At 43.6% G+C, this 16,408-nt stretch carries 11 protein-coding genes and 3 pseudogenes; 8 read left to right on the plus strand and 6 right to left on the minus strand.

Annotated elements, in window-relative coordinates:
• Positions 1-88: 88 nt before the first annotated feature.
• Positions 89-1,936 (minus strand): M3 family metallopeptidase, encoded by a 1,848-nt coding sequence (locus AB4585_RS21410; protein ID WP_372154357.1) that lies wholly within the window; start codon positions 1,934-1,936, stop codon positions 89-91.
• A gap of 97 nt (positions 1,937-2,033) precedes the next feature.
• On the opposite strand from AB4585_RS21410, the pseudogene AB4585_RS21415 reads away from it, so the two are divergent.
• The 5 genes and pseudogenes from AB4585_RS21415 to dbpA form a co-directional block, all read left to right on the plus strand.
• Positions 2,034-2,147 (plus strand): annotated as a pseudogene (locus AB4585_RS21415) (phosphate ABC transporter substrate-binding protein); the annotation flags it as partial.
• A gap of 283 nt (positions 2,148-2,430) precedes the next feature.
• Positions 2,431-3,436: pseudogene (locus AB4585_RS21420) on the plus strand (ISAs1 family transposase).
• A gap of 115 nt (positions 3,437-3,551) precedes the next feature.
• Positions 3,552-4,139, plus strand: coding sequence for a hypothetical protein (locus AB4585_RS21425; protein WP_017071598.1), 588 nt, complete (start codon positions 3,552-3,554; stop codon positions 4,137-4,139).
• A 217-nt stretch (positions 4,140-4,356) separates the two neighbouring features.
• On the plus strand, positions 4,357-5,265 hold the full coding sequence (locus AB4585_RS21430; protein ID WP_017064347.1) for an aldo/keto reductase family oxidoreductase: 909 nt from the start codon (positions 4,357-4,359) through the stop codon (positions 5,263-5,265).
• A gap of 148 nt (positions 5,266-5,413) precedes the next feature.
• The gene (gene dbpA, locus AB4585_RS21435) at positions 5,414-6,793 is read left to right on the plus strand and encodes an ATP-dependent RNA helicase DbpA (RefSeq protein ID WP_017064348.1); all 1,380 of its coding nucleotides are present in this window, start codon (positions 5,414-5,416) and stop codon (positions 6,791-6,793) included.
• A 140-nt stretch (positions 6,794-6,933) separates the two neighbouring features.
• Here dbpA and AB4585_RS21440 read toward each other — a convergent pair whose 3' ends face one another.
• Complete coding sequence (locus AB4585_RS21440; RefSeq protein WP_065677708.1) at positions 6,934-7,107, minus strand: RNA helicase; 174 nt, start codon at positions 7,105-7,107, stop codon at positions 6,934-6,936.
• A 303-nt stretch (positions 7,108-7,410) separates the two neighbouring features.
• Here AB4585_RS21440 and AB4585_RS21445 point away from each other — a divergent pair, with 303 nt between their 5' ends.
• The gene (locus AB4585_RS21445) at positions 7,411-8,247 is read left to right on the plus strand and encodes a DUF6279 family lipoprotein (protein WP_372170850.1); all 837 of its coding nucleotides are present in this window, start codon (positions 7,411-7,413) and stop codon (positions 8,245-8,247) included.
• 72 nt (positions 8,248-8,319) lie between these two features.
• Here AB4585_RS21445 and AB4585_RS21450 read toward each other — a convergent pair whose 3' ends face one another.
• The 3 genes from AB4585_RS21450 to AB4585_RS21460 form a co-directional block, all read right to left on the minus strand.
• On the minus strand, positions 8,320-8,943 hold the full coding sequence (locus tag AB4585_RS21450; protein ID WP_017059480.1) for a PolC-type DNA polymerase III: 624 nt from the start codon (positions 8,941-8,943) through the stop codon (positions 8,320-8,322).
• Positions 8,944-9,013: 70 nt separating this feature from the next.
• On the minus strand, positions 9,014-9,415 hold the full coding sequence (locus AB4585_RS21455; protein WP_372147773.1) for a PPC domain-containing DNA-binding protein: 402 nt from the start codon (positions 9,413-9,415) through the stop codon (positions 9,014-9,016).
• A 133-nt stretch (positions 9,416-9,548) separates the two neighbouring features.
• The gene (locus AB4585_RS21460; protein WP_372147774.1) at positions 9,549-10,745 is read right to left on the minus strand and encodes a DEAD/DEAH box helicase; all 1,197 of its coding nucleotides are present in this window, start codon (positions 10,743-10,745) and stop codon (positions 9,549-9,551) included.
• 400 nt (positions 10,746-11,145) lie between these two features.
• On the opposite strand from AB4585_RS21460, the gene AB4585_RS21465 reads away from it, so the two are divergent.
• On the plus strand, positions 11,146-12,801 hold the full coding sequence (locus AB4585_RS21465) for an ABC transporter substrate-binding protein (protein ID WP_372170853.1): 1,656 nt from the start codon (positions 11,146-11,148) through the stop codon (positions 12,799-12,801).
• Between the two features lie 197 nt (positions 12,802-12,998).
• Positions 12,999-14,459: pseudogene (locus AB4585_RS21470) on the plus strand (hypothetical protein).
• A gap of 124 nt (positions 14,460-14,583) precedes the next feature.
• Here the strand turns inward: AB4585_RS21470 and AB4585_RS21475 are convergent.
• The gene (locus AB4585_RS21475; RefSeq protein WP_048606003.1) at positions 14,584-16,215 is read right to left on the minus strand and encodes an NAD(P)/FAD-dependent oxidoreductase; all 1,632 of its coding nucleotides are present in this window, start codon (positions 16,213-16,215) and stop codon (positions 14,584-14,586) included.
• Positions 16,216-16,408 lie beyond the last annotated feature (193 nt).

Here is a 16,408-nt window from a genome sequence, read left to right on the forward strand (position 1 = left end):
AAATACGTGGATTCCATATATGTTTTGGGGCAAAAATGAGTTATGTCACTACTCATTTTTGCCTTTTTCATTAGCATTAAAACTCAATCTATCGACCGTATTGCTCAATAATAAAGTGCTCAAAATCATCACACATTTGGTCATTCGACTTTGCATTATTCGCTAATTCAGTTGCTCCATCAACGATCGATACCTTCGCATTCAAATCCGCGACTGGTGCACGTTCTCTTGTCGACAGCTGTTTGATTTTTTGCTCCTCAATCGCCCAAGCCTCCTCTGGCGATAAGTTACACTCGTCAGCGAGATATTTGGCATTAAAACCTTCCCCAGTCAGGCTTTCGATTGTACCGTTATGGTTCACGCTATTGCCTTTATGCCAATAGTGTTTCGCCAACAAAGGCCCGATCTCTGGGTTATCTGTTAAGTAACCAAACTTGTCGGTGAAATAAGCTCGTGTTTGATACACCGCCATATGAGCCAATAGATAACCTTGGTATGAGCAAGATGCTTCATCAGACAATAAGTGAGGGATCGCCATCAGTGGACGAGGGCTGCAAGACAATCCAAGAATTGCCTTTTCACTGCTACGAGCAAGTGTCGTGATTTTTTCAGGCGTGAGGTCTTCATCAGCTAATTCGTACAGGGCTCGCTCGAAATATGGAACCACAAGAATGCTGCGTTCTTGGTAAGCTCGGAAGGGCTGTTTATTGTCGATGATGGCTTTAATTAGATCATCTGGCACAGGTTGCCCGTCCGCATTTAGAGCGTACTGTTTTAGCCAGTCAGCGTCATTTAACAAGCTGTCGCAGAACATGGATTGTGTTTCAGCATAAGCCATCGAAGTCGGCGCAAACTCTTGAGAGAAACAAGGGGCGTTCATTTTTACATTAGCAAAATGCGCCGCGTGACCACCTTCGTGAAATAGTGTGTTAATCCCATCATAGCCACTGCCTATTTGATCGGGCTTAGCGTTGCTAGTGAAATTAACTTGGGCCGCAACCCAAGCATCTTGGTCATAGAAAGAAGGGATAGGGCCATGGCAGAAGCCATTAGGGTACTTACCTTTACGATCAAGCAGATCCAATTTTAATGTCGCTTGAGAGTATTCGATGTTGAGGCGACCAAAAGATTCAATCCAGCGTCGAAGTGACTTTGAGAACGGAACATAAGGATCAAGATCATTCATAACGTCACCTGCAAAAGAGTAGGTAAAGTTATGGGCTTGAAGTGCATTCTCGCCTTTCTGCTCTGCCAAATTGGCTAGGCTTTGCTGATGGCTATCACGCGTGCGTGCTTCGAAGTCATCCAGAATCGTAAACAGTTGTTCTGTCGTCATCTGTTCGGTTTTTACCACCGAGTAATCAAAGAAGGTTTTAAACCCCAGTGATTGAGCAAATTGGTTACGTTTTTTGATCAGCTCAATAAAGCCGTTAGCCAGCAGCCATTGCTCTAAATCTAATAATGCTTGATGTGCAGAAAGCCTAACTTGTTCATTACCATTACTTCTAACGGCTGAACCTAAAACAGGCAGTGACCCTTCCGTTTCATCGCCTGTTTCATTTACGTAAGTCATCGCATGATTCTGCTTTTTCTCAAACAGTTCAGCCTCAAACTTTATGAGATCGGCTTTGAGCTTCTGAGACTGCTCAGACTCAATAGCGTGAGATCTAAAGGTCGCTAACCAACCATTCAAGCCTGTTAGTGTACTCTCTTTTTCGAGAGGATCTTGAATTTTATCGATAGCAGCAAGTTGCGTTTCGATAGCAGTAATCTGTTCGGCAGCGCTTAGAAATTCCGTCCACTGAGTCTGTGCGAGTGTCGAACCATCGTGGTCGTCACTGATACCCATATATGTATCCCAAAAGAAGTCTTCTTTCGCTTTATGAGTCGCAAGATACTTTTGATTCAATTGGTTGAGATAGTTCGTTGCAGTCATGACATTCCTTGAAATTTAACCAGTAATTTCAACATTATGACACATTCATTGAATGTATTTTGTGACGTTAAGTATAACGGCATAGAAGTTACCTTTTCATCAAGGCGTGTTGAACCAATACGGCTTCATCAGTTTACCGCCAGAAGCTATTCAACGTAACAAAGTGAGATTGTCGCTTGAAGAGCCTGCGATTGAAGGTGGCTATAAGTAATTAGTACGGCGTGTTGCAACTGTTGTGGGAGAGTGATATTCTCTCTTTCGTAATGGTTCTCAACGTGACGGATTACGTTATTCGGTGATGAATTTATCTAGCGGGCATGTATGCCCAGGGCAAGATCATGAAAAACCCATATGGAATAAGGGGTAGCGTGAAGTGATGTTTCCACTAATTTGTACACTGAAGTCACAACAAATTCAATACATTCAAGATCGATTTGATGATCAGATTTAGGTGTGATCATATACTGTTTTTTAACAGCAGATATTTAGCCATAATGAATGGATTAAGCCTTTTGGACCATATTTCAGTTATTCGAGACCCTCGCCAAGCTTGGAAAATAGAGCACACGCTAACCGACATTATCTTCTTAACAATTGCAGCAGTGATTGCTGGTGCTGAAGGTTGGGAGGATATTGAAGATTTTGGTGAAGATAACTTGGAATGGCTTAGGCAGTATGGTGATTTCAAACAAGGCATACCAGTACACGATACCATTGCCCGAGTTATCAATCTTATTTCCGCCAAGCAACTGCAACGATGCTTTACTGCGTGGATGAAAGACTGTCATGAGACGACAGAGGGTGAAGTGATTGCTATCGACGGCAAAACTCTCAGAGGCACATACAACAAAGACAAGCGTTGTGGTGCAATCCATATGGTTAGTGCCTTTAGTGCAGCAAACCAAGTTGTACTAGGACAAGTGAAGACTGCGGATAAAAGCAATGAAATAAAAGCGATCCCTGAACTGCTTGAAATGCTTTCCTTGCGAGGTTGTTTAGTGACTATTGATGCTATGGGATGCCAGAAGGATATAGCTGAAAAGATAGTCGCTCAAGATGCAGATTATCTCTTAGCGGTAAAAGGTAATCAAAAACGATTGGAGCAAGCGATTAGCCAAGTGTTTAATTCTAGTATGATTAATAGTTTTGAAGGTGATAAATACGTCACTCAAGAGAAAGGGCATGGTCGTACAGAAACGCGTTTGAGTATGGTTGTTCACAATACAGATTTCTTAGGCTAAAGCTTTACTAGAGAGCACGCGAGCACATTGGAGCATTGAAAATCAGATGCACTGGCGATTAGACGTTGGTTTTAAAGAAGATGAATGTCGGATACGTCGAGAGCAAGCCGGTGAGAATTTAGCAGTTATAAGACATATAGCTTTAAATCTGCTGACGGAAGAAATCAGCTTCAAAGCAGGGATCAAAAGAAAGCAGAAAAAAGCGAACCGCAATAACGCTTACCTTTCGCAAGTCCTTGCAGGGCAAGGGGCTTCGTAATCTTGCCCTGCATGTATGCCCGTTTTTTTTCGCCTAAAATTTGCGACTCGAGCAGTTGTTTGTCGTTTGGTCACGTATAATGGACACTTCATATAGCGCTAAATAAGCCCAGTCGATGAAAATCTTTCAAGTTCTAATCTTGCCTCTAATGCTGTCCCTCAATGCTATTTCATTTTCAGCGCAAGCAACCGAAAGCTGGTGGCTAAGAACAGTATTTAACAGCAGCCCAAGTCTGCCGAATTCTCAAAACTATATTAATGATATCGAGTTGATGGATTGTGGTGAGATCGAAGGTACTTTGTTGTGCAGTGACTTAACCCAATATTACGACCTGGATGTGTATGTTGAACTGGAGTTGGGGGACTCAAGTGTCGAAACGGTTCGCTTAAACCTGCCATATTCGGACCTAAGTTACACAAAGCTTCAGGCATACCTTCGCCAAGATGGCTTTGCTCTCAGTTCAATTCGTATTGGTGAAGATGAATTCGATGTTACAGCTCAACTCGAACAAGCTCGAAATGAAGGTGTTGGTTTCGATAAGGTGGATAAACAGCTGGTCGAATTTATCAACGCGCCTCACGGTTCAGCAGAGCAACTGAGTGTGTGGAATGTGCCTAGCTTATCTTCTTCTAGCTCTACTTCTCCTTGGATTCAGTTACAGAGTGATGGTGACAACTTAACGGTTGAACTTAATCGTTTTTAATTGCTCAAATTTATAGATAGTTTCGTTATTTATTAGGCTAAACAAGCCTTTCAGGAGAACGGCTCGCGGGCAGACAGCAAGTTATAATTCATTTAAGTGTTCGTTTTTCTGCGGCTCTCACATTTTTAATAAGCGTTTAGCTTTGCCATTTGTTATACGTTGAGCCTTCGGTAAAACGAGCTTAGGATACGTTCAGTATTGATAAAGGAGACAACCCATGGTTGCAAGAGTAACGATAGCGCCACAAGGCCCAGAACTTTCTGAGCTGGTGCAAGGATACTGGCGTACAGCAGAGTGGGGCATGACCCCGCAACAACGCCTGACTTTCCTGAAGCAACATATTGATCTTGGCATCACAACTGTTGATCACGCGGATATTTACGGTAACTACCAATGTGAAAAGTTGTTTGGTGAGGCGTTAGCGCTTGAACCAAGCCTTCGTGATGATATTCAAATCGTCACCAAGTGCGATATCAACCTATGTGGTGACCACACTCCAGATCGTAAGATCAATCACTATGACACCAGCGCGCAGCATATTTACCAATCAGTAAATAACTCATTAGAGCACTTAGGTGTTAACGATATCGATGTATTGTTGATTCACCGCCCTGACGTGTTAATGGATGCCGATGAAGTAGCAGAAGCGTTCGCAGAGCTACACAAAGTAGGTAAAGTTAAGCACTTCGGTGTTTCTAACTTTTCACCGCGTCAGTTCGAACTGCTTCAATCTCGACTCGGTAAGCCGTTAGTGACCAACCAAGTTGAAATCAACCCATTGAACTTCGAAGTGGCTCATGATGGCACGCTAGATCAACTGCAGATGAACCGCATTCGCCCGATGGCGTGGTCTTGTCTCGGTGGTGGTAGCATCTTCAGTGGTGATTCAGCGCAAGCGGTTCGCGTTCGTGATGAGCTAGAGGCGATTCGTCAAGAAGTCGGTGCAGACAGCATTGATCAAGTGATTTACGCTTGGGTTCGTCGTTTACCATCTAGTCCAATTGCAATTATTGGTTCTGGTAAGATTGAGCGTGTGAAGACGGCCGTTGATGCACTGAAAATCGAGCTGACGCGCGAACAGTGGTATCGCGTATGGGTGGCATCTAAAGGTCACGGTGTGCCATAGAAAGCAATTCGTATAGAAGTCAAAGCCAGCTAAGTAAGCTGGCTTTTTTGTGTTCGCCTAACATGTTTCTCCAAAACTGTGATTAAGGTGGAATAATTTTCAAAAACACTCATAATGCACTCTGTTTTTCACCAGTTGGATATTTCCATTGAGCACTTCAAAATTCTCTTCAATCGCCCTTAAACCAGAGCTTCTAAACACGTTAGATTCTCTTGGTTATACTGAAATGACGCCTATCCAAGCGTTAAGTCTTCCTACTATCCTAAATGGCAAGGACGTTATCGGTCAGGGTAAAACGGGTTCAGGTAAAACAGCTGCTTTCGGTTTAGGCGTGCTGCAGAACCTACGCGTTAAGCGTTTCCGTGTTCAGTCTTTAGTGTTATGTCCGACTCGTGAGCTTGCAGACCAAGTAGCAAAAGAGATTCGTACTCTTGCTCGTGGTATTCACAACATTAAAGTGCTGACACTATGTGGCGGTATGCCAATGGGCCCACAGATTGGTTCACTAGAGCATGGCGCACACATTCTTGTAGGCACACCTGGTCGTATTCTTGATCACCTAGAGAAAGGCCGCATTGACCTGTCTGAGCTGAACACACTTGTGTTAGATGAAGCGGATCGCATGCTAGAGATGGGTTTCCAAGACGCTTTGGATGCTGTGATTGAAGCGGCGCCAAAAGAACGCCAAACTCTGCTATTCAGTGCGACTTTCCCTAAACAGATCAAATCTGTTGCAGACCGCATTATGCGCAATCCAGAAATGGTGAAGGTTGAATCAACACACGATCACTCAAGCATCCAACAACACTTCTACAAGTTAGAAGGTTCTGAAGCTCGTGATGACGCTCTAGAGCTGCTGTTGTTGCATCACCAACCGGAGTCTGCGGTTGTGTTCTGTAACACTAAGAAAGAAGTGCAGAACGTAAACGATGAGCTAAGCCACCGCGGTTTCAGTGTTATCGAACTTCATGGTGACATGGAACAGCGTGAACGTGACCAAGCTTTGGTTCAGTTCTCAAACAAAACCATCTCGATTCTAGTGGCGACAGACGTTGCGGCTCGCGGTCTTGATGTTGATAACCTAGATGCTGTGTTCAACTTTGAATTGTCTCGCGACCCTGAAGTTCACGTACACCGTATTGGTCGTACTGGCCGTGCAGGAAGCAAAGGCGTAGCGATCAGCTTCTTTAGCGAAAAAGAGATGTACCGTGTTGCTCAAATTGATGAGTACATGGACATGCCAATCGAGCCATCTGAACTGCCAGCAAAACCAATTGCTAAGCCGTACTACTCAAACATGGTTACCATCCAAATTGATGGCGGTAAGAAAGCTAAGCTTCGTGCTGGTGATATTCTTGGCGCACTGACGGGCCAAGGCGGCATTGATGGTAAATCAGTAGGTAAGATCAATCTGTTTGCAATGCGTGCTTACGTAGCGGTAGAAAGATCTGTGGCTAAAAAAGCACTGAACAAAATCGAATCAGGTAAAATGAAGGGTCGTCAATTCCGCGCCCGAATCCTGAAGTAATTCGAGACTGAATCCCTTTGCTGCGATATGTCTAATTAACGACATTGCTAATTAATGGCATTGCAGTAAAGGGTGTTCCACAAAATGCCACTTAAGTTTCTTATCTTAGGTTTATCGACCTAGTCCTCTATACCAAAGCATTATTCATCGGGTCTTATCGAATAAAGATCGTTGATATGTTTTCCTTCGCTAAGATACCAAGTCATCGCTTCCTGTCGATTGTGAACGAATATCGTGATTGTGGTTATTGATCCATCGTCAAAATAACAAAGCTCATATTCTAAATCGCTTGTATGATCAGGAATAGCGGCCATAGCTTCCCTCCCAAATATCAATCATTTTAAATACGTCAACCCAACTCATTTATAGGGCTCGTATCACGTCAAATGAGTAATAAAATCAAGTTACATCACTGCCATTAATTATTTTTAGTTTAATCATTTGCCTAAATAGCTAGATTAGCAAGTTTGGGTCTCAATTTATCTCAAAGTTTTTACGACCACTGTTTATTAAGACTACTTTTATAAGAGCTAGAATTAGCGTTATAAAAACTGGGCTAACCTTAAAGGGATGAGTTAATCGGTTTGTGGCTTTGTTGAATGTCGTGAGAGGGTAGAATGAGAAAGTGCCGGTGGTTAGTTTTAGTGATCTGTTTTCTATTTACTGGGTGCGGGACCAAGTTCGCCTATAACAATATAGGTTGGTTTGTCGTTAGCTATATAGAAGATTTTGTTTCCCTCTCAAATAGCCAAGAATCAGAGCTTGAAGAGCGATTAGAGATATTACAGAAATGGCATAAAGAAACTCAGCTACCTCTGTACATCTCGCAATTAGAAGCGATTCAAAACGTAGATCGGTCGGATATGAATCCCGCTTTTATTGTGGGCCAAAGTGAAGAAACGAAAGAGCATATTCGCACAATCGTCAATAAGTTCGCTCCAGATATTTACGCCTTGAGTATGCAGCTTAGGCCTAAGCAAGACAGGGAGTTTTTAAAGAACTTTCGTGAAAAGCAGCAAGACTATTATGAAGAAAGGTTGTCGTTGAACGATGCCGATTCGAGAGAGCGATACCGAAGCAGAATAGAAGAGCGCGCAGAACGGTGGTTAGGTTCAGTATCGAAAGAACAAAAACAGATTATTTTGGCTTGGTCTAAAGAGTGGGTAAATACCAATAGCAGTTGGCGACAATATCAAAACAACACCTATCAAGAGCTAACGACGCTGATGGCAAAGAAGAGCGATCTGCATATTGCTCAGCCGATTATCATGAAGTTGCTTTTAAACAATGAAGCTTATTATCCTGATGAACTTGAGTCACAACTCAACCAAAATATGGAAACATCAGCCAAGTTTTTAGTAGATATCGCCGCGACCAGCAGTAACAAGCAGTGGGCGTATTTTATGAATGAATTAGAAAGCCTCAAAGGAACGTTGAAGTCATTGCAAGAGTAGAGCGTCCCTTTTAAAGGCTAGCGGTTATTGTCGAGCTAGCCTTTCATCCCACTTTAAGGTGAATTTCGGAACCTAACCCCTGTTGCTCATCAGTAGTTTTGGAATCGAACCTTTGGCTGTCTTCGATATTTTCTGCATCAATTGGAAGCTCGGCTGTTGAATACCGTGGTCACTCTGCAGCTCATCGATCATTAATAACCACAACCTTGCTGTCATTTCTGAATCGGCTAACGCTCTGTGGAAAGTACCGTCGTTGTCGATATTTTTGAAACGCACAAGGTCGCCTAGCTTATGAGTTGGTGCGTCTTGGATTAGACGACGAGCTATCAACATTGAGCAAGCGAACTGTCCATTGTAATCGCGACCAATATTATCTAATTCCGCATCAAGAAAGCGCTTATCAAATGAGGCATTGTGAGCGACAAGTTGGCTGTCTTGAATGAAGTCTGCAAACTCATCCATCACTTCACTACAACTGGCCGCTGTGCTTAACATACGGTTACTGATTCCGGTATAACCTTCAATGAATCCACTCACACGAAATCCCGGGTTCATGAGCTGCTGGAAGGTGTCGACGACTTCGCCGTTAACGAGTTTAACCGCACCGATCTCAATCGCTCGGTCGCCCATATTTGGTGATAAGCCTGTGGTCTCGAAATCGAGAACGATAACGGAATCTGCGGAGTTTGGAGCCATCGTGTTTCCTAATTGCTGTTTGGTAGTATCACTTTGTATGGGGCGTTTGGTGTTGCTATGGGTAAATCAGTTATTTGCTATTGCTGATAGTAAGTTCAGTGTAACCCGTCGAATCGTCATGCTCTCTGTTGAAGGTCAAGGTATCGTAGCGGTGAACAATCAATTCAGCCGTGGTCGCGATAATCGTCCCTTCAAGCAAATGCCCACCAATTACATTGCCATTCTCATCAGCAACGGATATATGAACATGCTGGTGGTTTGGGGTTAGCGTTGCCATCACCGAGACTATTTCGAACGGAGCTTGAACTAGCTTGGTGTTGTTCGCATTAGCTAAACGAATATTGAGTTGAGAGACACAACCGACACAAGACGCAATAGAGCCCGCGGAGATGTTGTGTGTGGTCACTAACCTTTGGATCTCAAGCTTTAGGTCTTGGCCGCGGGTTAATCTCGTTGCGATAGGAGTGATCATCTTATTGCCTCAACGTTATATGTATTTCAAAGAACAAAACGAAGCCACATAGGGCTTCGTTTTATTTTCATTTTGGCTAACGCGACTTTTCTTTTGGTTAATGCAACTTTGCATTTTCTGTCGCTGAAATTACTTAGCCTTGTTGCTGTTCTCTTTTCTTCTTAGGAACGAAGTTCAATACTGAAATGGGTACTTCTTTGCGTGGTTCGAAACCTACAACAACGCGACGTTCAATCAAGTGACCAAGACGCTTTTCAATAATGCACAGGTTTTTGAAGTTATCTTTTGATAGGAAAGAGATCGCTTCGCCAGATGCATCAGCACGGCCTGTACGACCAATACGGTGAACATAATCATCTGCTGGGAATGGCATGTCGTAGTTCACTACGCGGCTTAGGTTGTCGATATCGATACCACGAGCAGCAACACCCGTCGCGACTAAGTATTTTAGGCGACCTTTCTTAAAGTCAGCCAAGATTTTTTCACGAATCGCTTGGCTACGTCCACTGTGGAAAGCTTCCGCTTGAATACCACGTTTCTCAAGTTGAGCAACCAACTTAGCCGCGCCGTGCTTGGTTTCGATAAAGATAAGCGCTTGGTCCCAGTTACCTTCGGTAATCATGTGGCTCAATAGTGCTGACTTACGGTCTTTATCTACCGTTACCAACCATTGCTCAATGTTCGCTTTAGACGCATCAGTCTTGGCAATCGAAATCTCTTCCGCTTCACTGATTGCACTTTTCGCTAGTGCACGCACTGGCGTTGAAAGCGTTGCCGAGAACAGCAGGTTTTGGATGTCTTGTGGTAGACGCGCGATGATCTTGTTGATGTCTTCAATGAAACCCATGTCTAGCATGCGGTCAGCTTCATCTAGAACCAGTACTTCCACTTCATCAAAGTGAACGGCACGTTGTCCGTACATGTCGATCAAACGACCTGGTGTTGCCACAAGAATATCCACGCCTTCAATAAGACGATCTTTCTGGTGTTGGTAAGACACGCCACCGTACATCGCTAGTGATGTTAGGTTTAGGAACTTCGCGTACTTAGTGATGTTCTGTTCAACCTGAACTGCCAGCTCACGCGTTGGTGTCAGGATAACTGCGCGGATACGTTTTTTACGCTGCGTTTCACCTTTGCTTAGCATTTCTAAGATAGGGAGAACAAAGCTCGCAGTTTTACCTGTACCTGTTTGTGCTGCAGCAATAAGGTTCTTACCAGAAAGAACAATCGGAATTGCTTTTTCTTGAATAGAGGTTGGCTTTTCATAGCCTTGTTTTGCAACGGCTTTAACAATAGGTGAGCTTAATCCAAGCTTGGAAAATGGCATAAGTTTCTCGGTATGATTTGGCTAAATAGCGATGGAAAGGTTTAACAATCTTATACAAGGATAAGATTAATGGCGGCATTCTACCATGTTGCTTGTGTACCGCTAGTAACATAGACACTTTAGTTGGATAATACTGGCTCAATAGCACAACGATAAGGCAGGAATGTAGAGCAAATAGCAAATCCGGTGGAGGATTAATCTCCCACTTATTTTTGCCACTGAATATGCACGATCAGTGATTATTTGGTTTGCTAAAAGAGGTGTTTATCAATTAAGTTGGATCTTGATATTATTTATATCAACAGTTTCATACAGCATATTCCAACTTGAATGAGTAAATAGACCTCCCATTTGGGTTACAGCTATTCTCGTTCCTCTAGACGCTTAATTCGGATATCCATTGAACGACGCTAACTTACGTAGACTTCAGCAGCTTATTGCAAAGTATGAACTAGGTGAAGAGTATCACCTAACGATCGATGACCTAGAACACTCGCTATCGACCTCTCGCAGAAACACTTCGATCATTCTTAAATGCTTATCAGAATATCGCTGGATTTGTTGGATTCCGTCCAAAGGAAGAGGGAAGCTTAGCCAGTTTAGAATTTTGGTCAGCTTTCCCGAAGCATTAGAACAAGTGTTAGCGCTTCAGTTAGAACAAGGGTGCTTTAACGTTATTCCTCGTCTTCTAGAAAGCTATGGTGATGCTGCAATAAAGGCACTGACGCTAGCGACTGAAAAACATAGTCTGTTCAATCAACAACATGACCATTTGCTGATCACTCAATATCCGTGGGTCGATAACCTTGAGCCAGCAAAAACATACCGAACCGCAGAACATCACATCTTAAGAAGTCTATACAATACGTTACTCGTCCAAGACCATGAGGGAAATCCCCAAGCGAGCCTCGCGCACCATTGGAAGGTGGAAGGGCGATTTCTGCATTTTTGGTTGAGACCGAATGTGTTATTCCATGACGGTGAAACTTTAACGGCCAAAGATGTTGCTCAATGTTTGTTGCAGCTAAAAAATATCGAAGGGCCAGTACAGTCTTTATTTGATCAGGTCAGTGATGTTCAAGTGGTGGGTGATAAACAACTGACTATTGAGCTGACACACGCAAACCCAATGTTTCTCTATGCTTTGACTAGCCCACACGCGTCTATTTACCGCTGCAAGCGTACTTATTTTTCGAGCGGGCGCAGTGCCTATATCGGAACCGGACCTTTCTCATTAGACGATTGGAGCGAAGAGTGCTTGGTTCTTAAACGTCACCGAGGTTACTTTGCTCAAAATACCTTGTTAGAACAGATAACGCTCACCGACATAGAAGGTTTGAATGATCACACCCTGAGTTTTAATCAATCTGGCGTAGCAGAAGAAACCACAATCAATGCACTTTCGTATCTTGCGGTTAATCGTAGAGAAAACTCGGGCATAACCCCTGAAGAACTCGACAGGTTGGTATCGTTTATCAAGTCCAGCAGTAAAGAGTTTGATGCTGATATGGTGACGGATGATCTGTCTTTCTCGCCGAGTAAATTAACATCCAGCAATCCCATTCCTATTTTGACGGGCACGGTTGTATTAACACGACCTAGAATGACGATTCCTTTACTTCAAGATATGGCGGACTGGCTGCAAAAAACGATTGTAAAAACGGGTGTCGCTATTGAAGTTGTTGAGCTTACCAATATCAGTGACCCTAGCTCCATGAGTGAGTCGGCAGACTTGTTATTCATTGAAGAAGTTATCGAACAGCCAGCCGATTATGGCCTTTACGATTGGCTACTTGCTTCCTCTGGGCTCAGGTTCATTTTCAACAATTCTGAGATGAAGGCGCATTGCGAGAGAGTTAGAGCTGCTGTCAGTGGCGAGGACCCAATGCGCGAGTTGAAAGAGATTGAAGGTTCGCTTTATCAACAGAAGTTACTTTGTCCGTTATTTCACGGCAAAGAGAAGGTTTTTAATAGTGTTGAGGTTCATGGGGTAGAGATTAACCAAACCGGTTATAGTGATTTTTATAAGCTTTGGATAGCTTCGAACGAGAAGTAATTAGTCCATTTTTAACCCCATTTCCCTATCTTTTAGTTTCTGTTCAAAATGAAAACATGCACGAATCGGCTATCACCCTTTCGTGTTTCTTTCTAATGCCAATCGCTATTATGGCTGGCTATGACTATCACAGTCATTTCCGGTCATCCCCCCAATGACAATTCCATTTATAATGTATTTCATTAGGATCTAATCGAATGAAACTTAAGCTTATTTCTATCGCACTTATAGCTGTTGGCCTTACGGCTTGTGGCGGAGGAGGCGGTGGTAGCAACACAAGTGCTCCTGCTCCTCAAACGAGAACCTTACAAGGTGTCGCCATTGACGGGTATATTTCCGGGGCGACCGCGTTTCTAGATATCAATTATAATGGCGTATTAGATGAAGGTGAGCCTAGCAGTGTCACGGACGATTAGGGCAGCTATGAGCTATCTTTGACGGGCTCTAACTCAGACTGTATGGACTACGCTCCAATCGTAGTGAACGTGCCAGTAGGCGCTATTGATGCAGACAGCCCAAACACACCGATTACTGAACCTTATCAGTTAATCTTTCCGCCAGTCATGACGGTGAGTTCTGAGCAAGAAATTAAGTCGACTACGCCACTGACAACTGTTTTATGGAATCAGATCCAAGCCGACTTGTATAAAGGTGGTTTAAACAGTTGCTCTGCTTTGAAGCAAGCCGTGAACACCCAAAATAGCATTATCCAAAATGTGAAAGAGCATGACTTCCGAATTGCGAACCGATACAACATCGCAGTAGAGGACTTGTATGGTGATTTCGTTAAAGATCAAAATACTGAGCTCTACGATTTAGCGCAGAAGATGATGCCTGCCATTAAAAAGTCGTATCAAGAGACCAAAGAGATTCAAAAAGAGAACCCGACAGCCCAGCAAGCTTATGTTGACTATTACTGGCAGCATTGGGATTACTCCAAGAAGAACGAAATTAATAAGTGGTATAAAGTTAAAACAGTGATGACTGCGGACAAGCTGATTGTGATCGAACATGAAGTTTCAGCCGACCTGCAGACAGAACTGGCGTTAAGTGAACATTTTGAGCGTAATGGTCAGAAGAAAGATGGCTTAGAGTATGACAGAGCAGCTTCGTTCTCATTGAATAGTGATGGAACGGAATATTCATGTTCAGTGCAAGAGACCATCAAGCAGCAGGTTCTGCCTAACTCATTGACTACTTTTGGTGTGATTAACCGTAGCGGGTCTCAACAACCTGATTGGGACAGCTGTTCTCGTCAAGACGTGGGTGCGGGCTTCATGCAAACCTTGTCGGCTGATGTTGTCGGTGACTACAAAGATCAGTTTACTCAGGTACAAGCGAAATTTAATTTTGAGAATAACGCACCACATCCAGAGTGGGTTAATCTCGGTGATTCATTGGGTAGAGTGTCGCGCAGCGACTTTGATGCACTCAACTACCTATCGGTAGATTTTAATGACAACAGTTCATATGGTTCTGACAGCTGGAACCGACATAAGTATGCGTTCATTGAAAATACACCGTTTGATTATACTCAGACGATAACGTCTAAATATTCTCAAGGGAACTGGACTAAAGGTTATTATTACCAGAATGGGACAAGTTTATTTGAGTGTTCAAATGATGGTGTGAATTGGTCAAAAGAGACTTGTAAGTAACGCTGCCGAAGTCGTGACTAAATAATTTTAGATACCTTTATGCAATAAAAAAATCCAGTGTCGACAAGGCACTGGATTTTTAGTTTTGGTTGATCGCGATCTAGCTTTGCTTTATCGAAAGCGCTTAAGCGATCTCAATCTTCTCAGCTTGGTTCTGCTCTACCATTGATAGTGCTAGCGCTTCTGCGGCCTTAATGCCGTCGATACCAGCAGACAGGATACCGCCTGCGTAGCCTGCACCTTCACCAGCCGGGAAGAAGCCCTTAAGGTTGATGCTTTGGAAGTCTTTGCCACGTTTGATGCATACAGGAGAAGACGTACGTGTCTCAACACCGGTAAGTAGGCCGTCTGGCGTAGAGAAACCTTTGATCTTCTTCTCGAACGCTGGGATTGCTTCACGAATCGCTTCGATAGCAAAATCAGGCAGCGCTTTTGAAATATCAGTCAGGTGGATACCCGGCGTGAATGACGGTTGTACTTCACCGATTGCACTTGGATCGCGACCTTTCAAGAAGTCACCGATTTTCTGAGCTGGTGCATCGTAGTTTTCACCACCAAGAACATAAGCGCCGCTTTCTAGTTCACGTTGTAAACGGATACCAGCCAGTGCGTCACCTGGGTAATCACGCTCTGGGTCGATACCTACAACGATTGCGCTGTTTGCGTTACGTTCTGCACGAGAGTATTGGCTCATGCCGTTCGTTACTACGCGGCCTTCTTCAGACGTTGCAGCAACCACAGTACCACCTGGGCACATACAGAAGCTGTATACAGTGCGGCCATTCTTACAGTGGTGAACGAGTTTGTAGTCCGCAGCACCTAGGATTGGGTTGCCTGCGTTCTTACCGAAACGAGCTTCATCGATCATCGATTGCTTGTGTTCGATACGGAAACCAACAGAGAAAGGCTTCGCTTCCATGTAAACGCCACGATCGTACAGCATTTCAAACGTGTCACGAGCACTGTGGCCAACAGCCAATACCACGTGACGAGATTTGATCTCTTCACCGTTAGAAAGCGTTAGGCCAGTGATTTGACCATCTTCCATATGAACGTCGTCAACACGAGTGCTGAAACGGATTTCGCCACCAAGTTCAATGATAGAAGCGCGCATCTTTTCGATCATGGTAACCAGTTTAAAGGTACCGATGTGCGGCTTACTTACGTATAGAATTTCTTCTGGTGCACCCGCAGCAACGAACTCTTCAATTACTTTACGGCCGTAGTGCTTTGGATCTTTAACTTGGCTGTACAGCTTACCGTCAGAGAAAGTACCTGCGCCGCCTTCACCAAACTGTACGTTTGATTCTGTGTTCAGCGTACGCTTACGCCAGAAACCAAAGGTATCTTTCGTACGCTCACGAACTTCTTTACCACGCTCAACGATGATTGGGTTGAAACCCATTTGAGCAAGCACTAGGCCAGCGAATAGACCACATGGGCCAAAACCGATAACCACAGGGCGCTCAGTTTGGTTCTCAACCGCTTTAGCAACAAACTTGTACTCCATATCAGGAGTCACTTTTACGTGCGGGTCGCTAATGAATTGTTCTAACAACTCAGCTTCGTTTTCAACGAGAACGTCAAGCGTGTAGATAAGTAAGATCTTTGATTTCTTACGAGCATCGTAGCCACGTTTAAAGATATTAAAAGAGAGTACCTGATCAGAGTTAATACCAAGTTTCGCTTCAATAGCGTCTTGAATAGCAGACTCTTCATGGTCTAGTGGGAGTTTAATTTCGGTTAAACGTATCATTTCGATGTCTCGTTTTTATAGGTGTCTTAGCTAGATCGTTTCTTAATACAGAGTTTGATGGAAACGCTGATGTTCAAAGAAGCGATATGCTCACAATGGCGCGCATTTTACGAGAAATTGATTTATCTGTCATACTAATTTGGAAACATGGAGCAAATAGACACGATATTAGAGCCGTATGATGTTGAATTTT

The sequence above is a fragment of the Vibrio sp. 10N.222.49.C9 genome (assembly GCF_041474985.1).
In the GTDB taxonomy this organism is placed as follows: Bacteria; Pseudomonadota; Gammaproteobacteria; order Enterobacterales; family Vibrionaceae; genus Vibrio; species Vibrio crassostreae_C.

Coding starts and splice junctions, on each gene's coding strand:
- AB4585_RS21410 (WP_372154357.1), bottom strand. CDS start 1,936: ATGACTGCAACGAACTATCTCAACCAATTGAATCAAAAGTATCTTGCG.
- AB4585_RS21425 (WP_017071598.1), top strand. CDS start 3,552: ATGAAAATCTTTCAAGTTCTAATCTTGCCTCTAATGCTGTCCCTCAAT.
- AB4585_RS21430 (WP_017064347.1), top strand. CDS start 4,357: ATGGTTGCAAGAGTAACGATAGCGCCACAAGGCCCAGAACTTTCTGAG.
- AB4585_RS21440 (WP_065677708.1), bottom strand. CDS start 7,107: ATGGCCGCTATTCCTGATCATACAAGCGATTTAGAATATGAGCTTTGT.
- AB4585_RS21445 (WP_372170850.1), top strand. CDS start 7,411: ATGAGAAAGTGCCGGTGGTTAGTTTTAGTGATCTGTTTTCTATTTACT.
- AB4585_RS21450 (WP_017059480.1), bottom strand. CDS start 8,943: ATGGCTCCAAACTCCGCAGATTCCGTTATCGTTCTCGATTTCGAGACC.
- AB4585_RS21455 (WP_372147773.1), bottom strand. CDS start 9,415: ATGATCACTCCTATCGCAACGAGATTAACCCGCGGCCAAGACCTAAAG.
- AB4585_RS21460 (WP_372147774.1), bottom strand. CDS start 10,745: ATGCCATTTTCCAAGCTTGGATTAAGCTCACCTATTGTTAAAGCCGTT.
- AB4585_RS21475 (WP_048606003.1), bottom strand. CDS start 16,215: ATGATACGTTTAACCGAAATTAAACTCCCACTAGACCATGAAGAGTCT.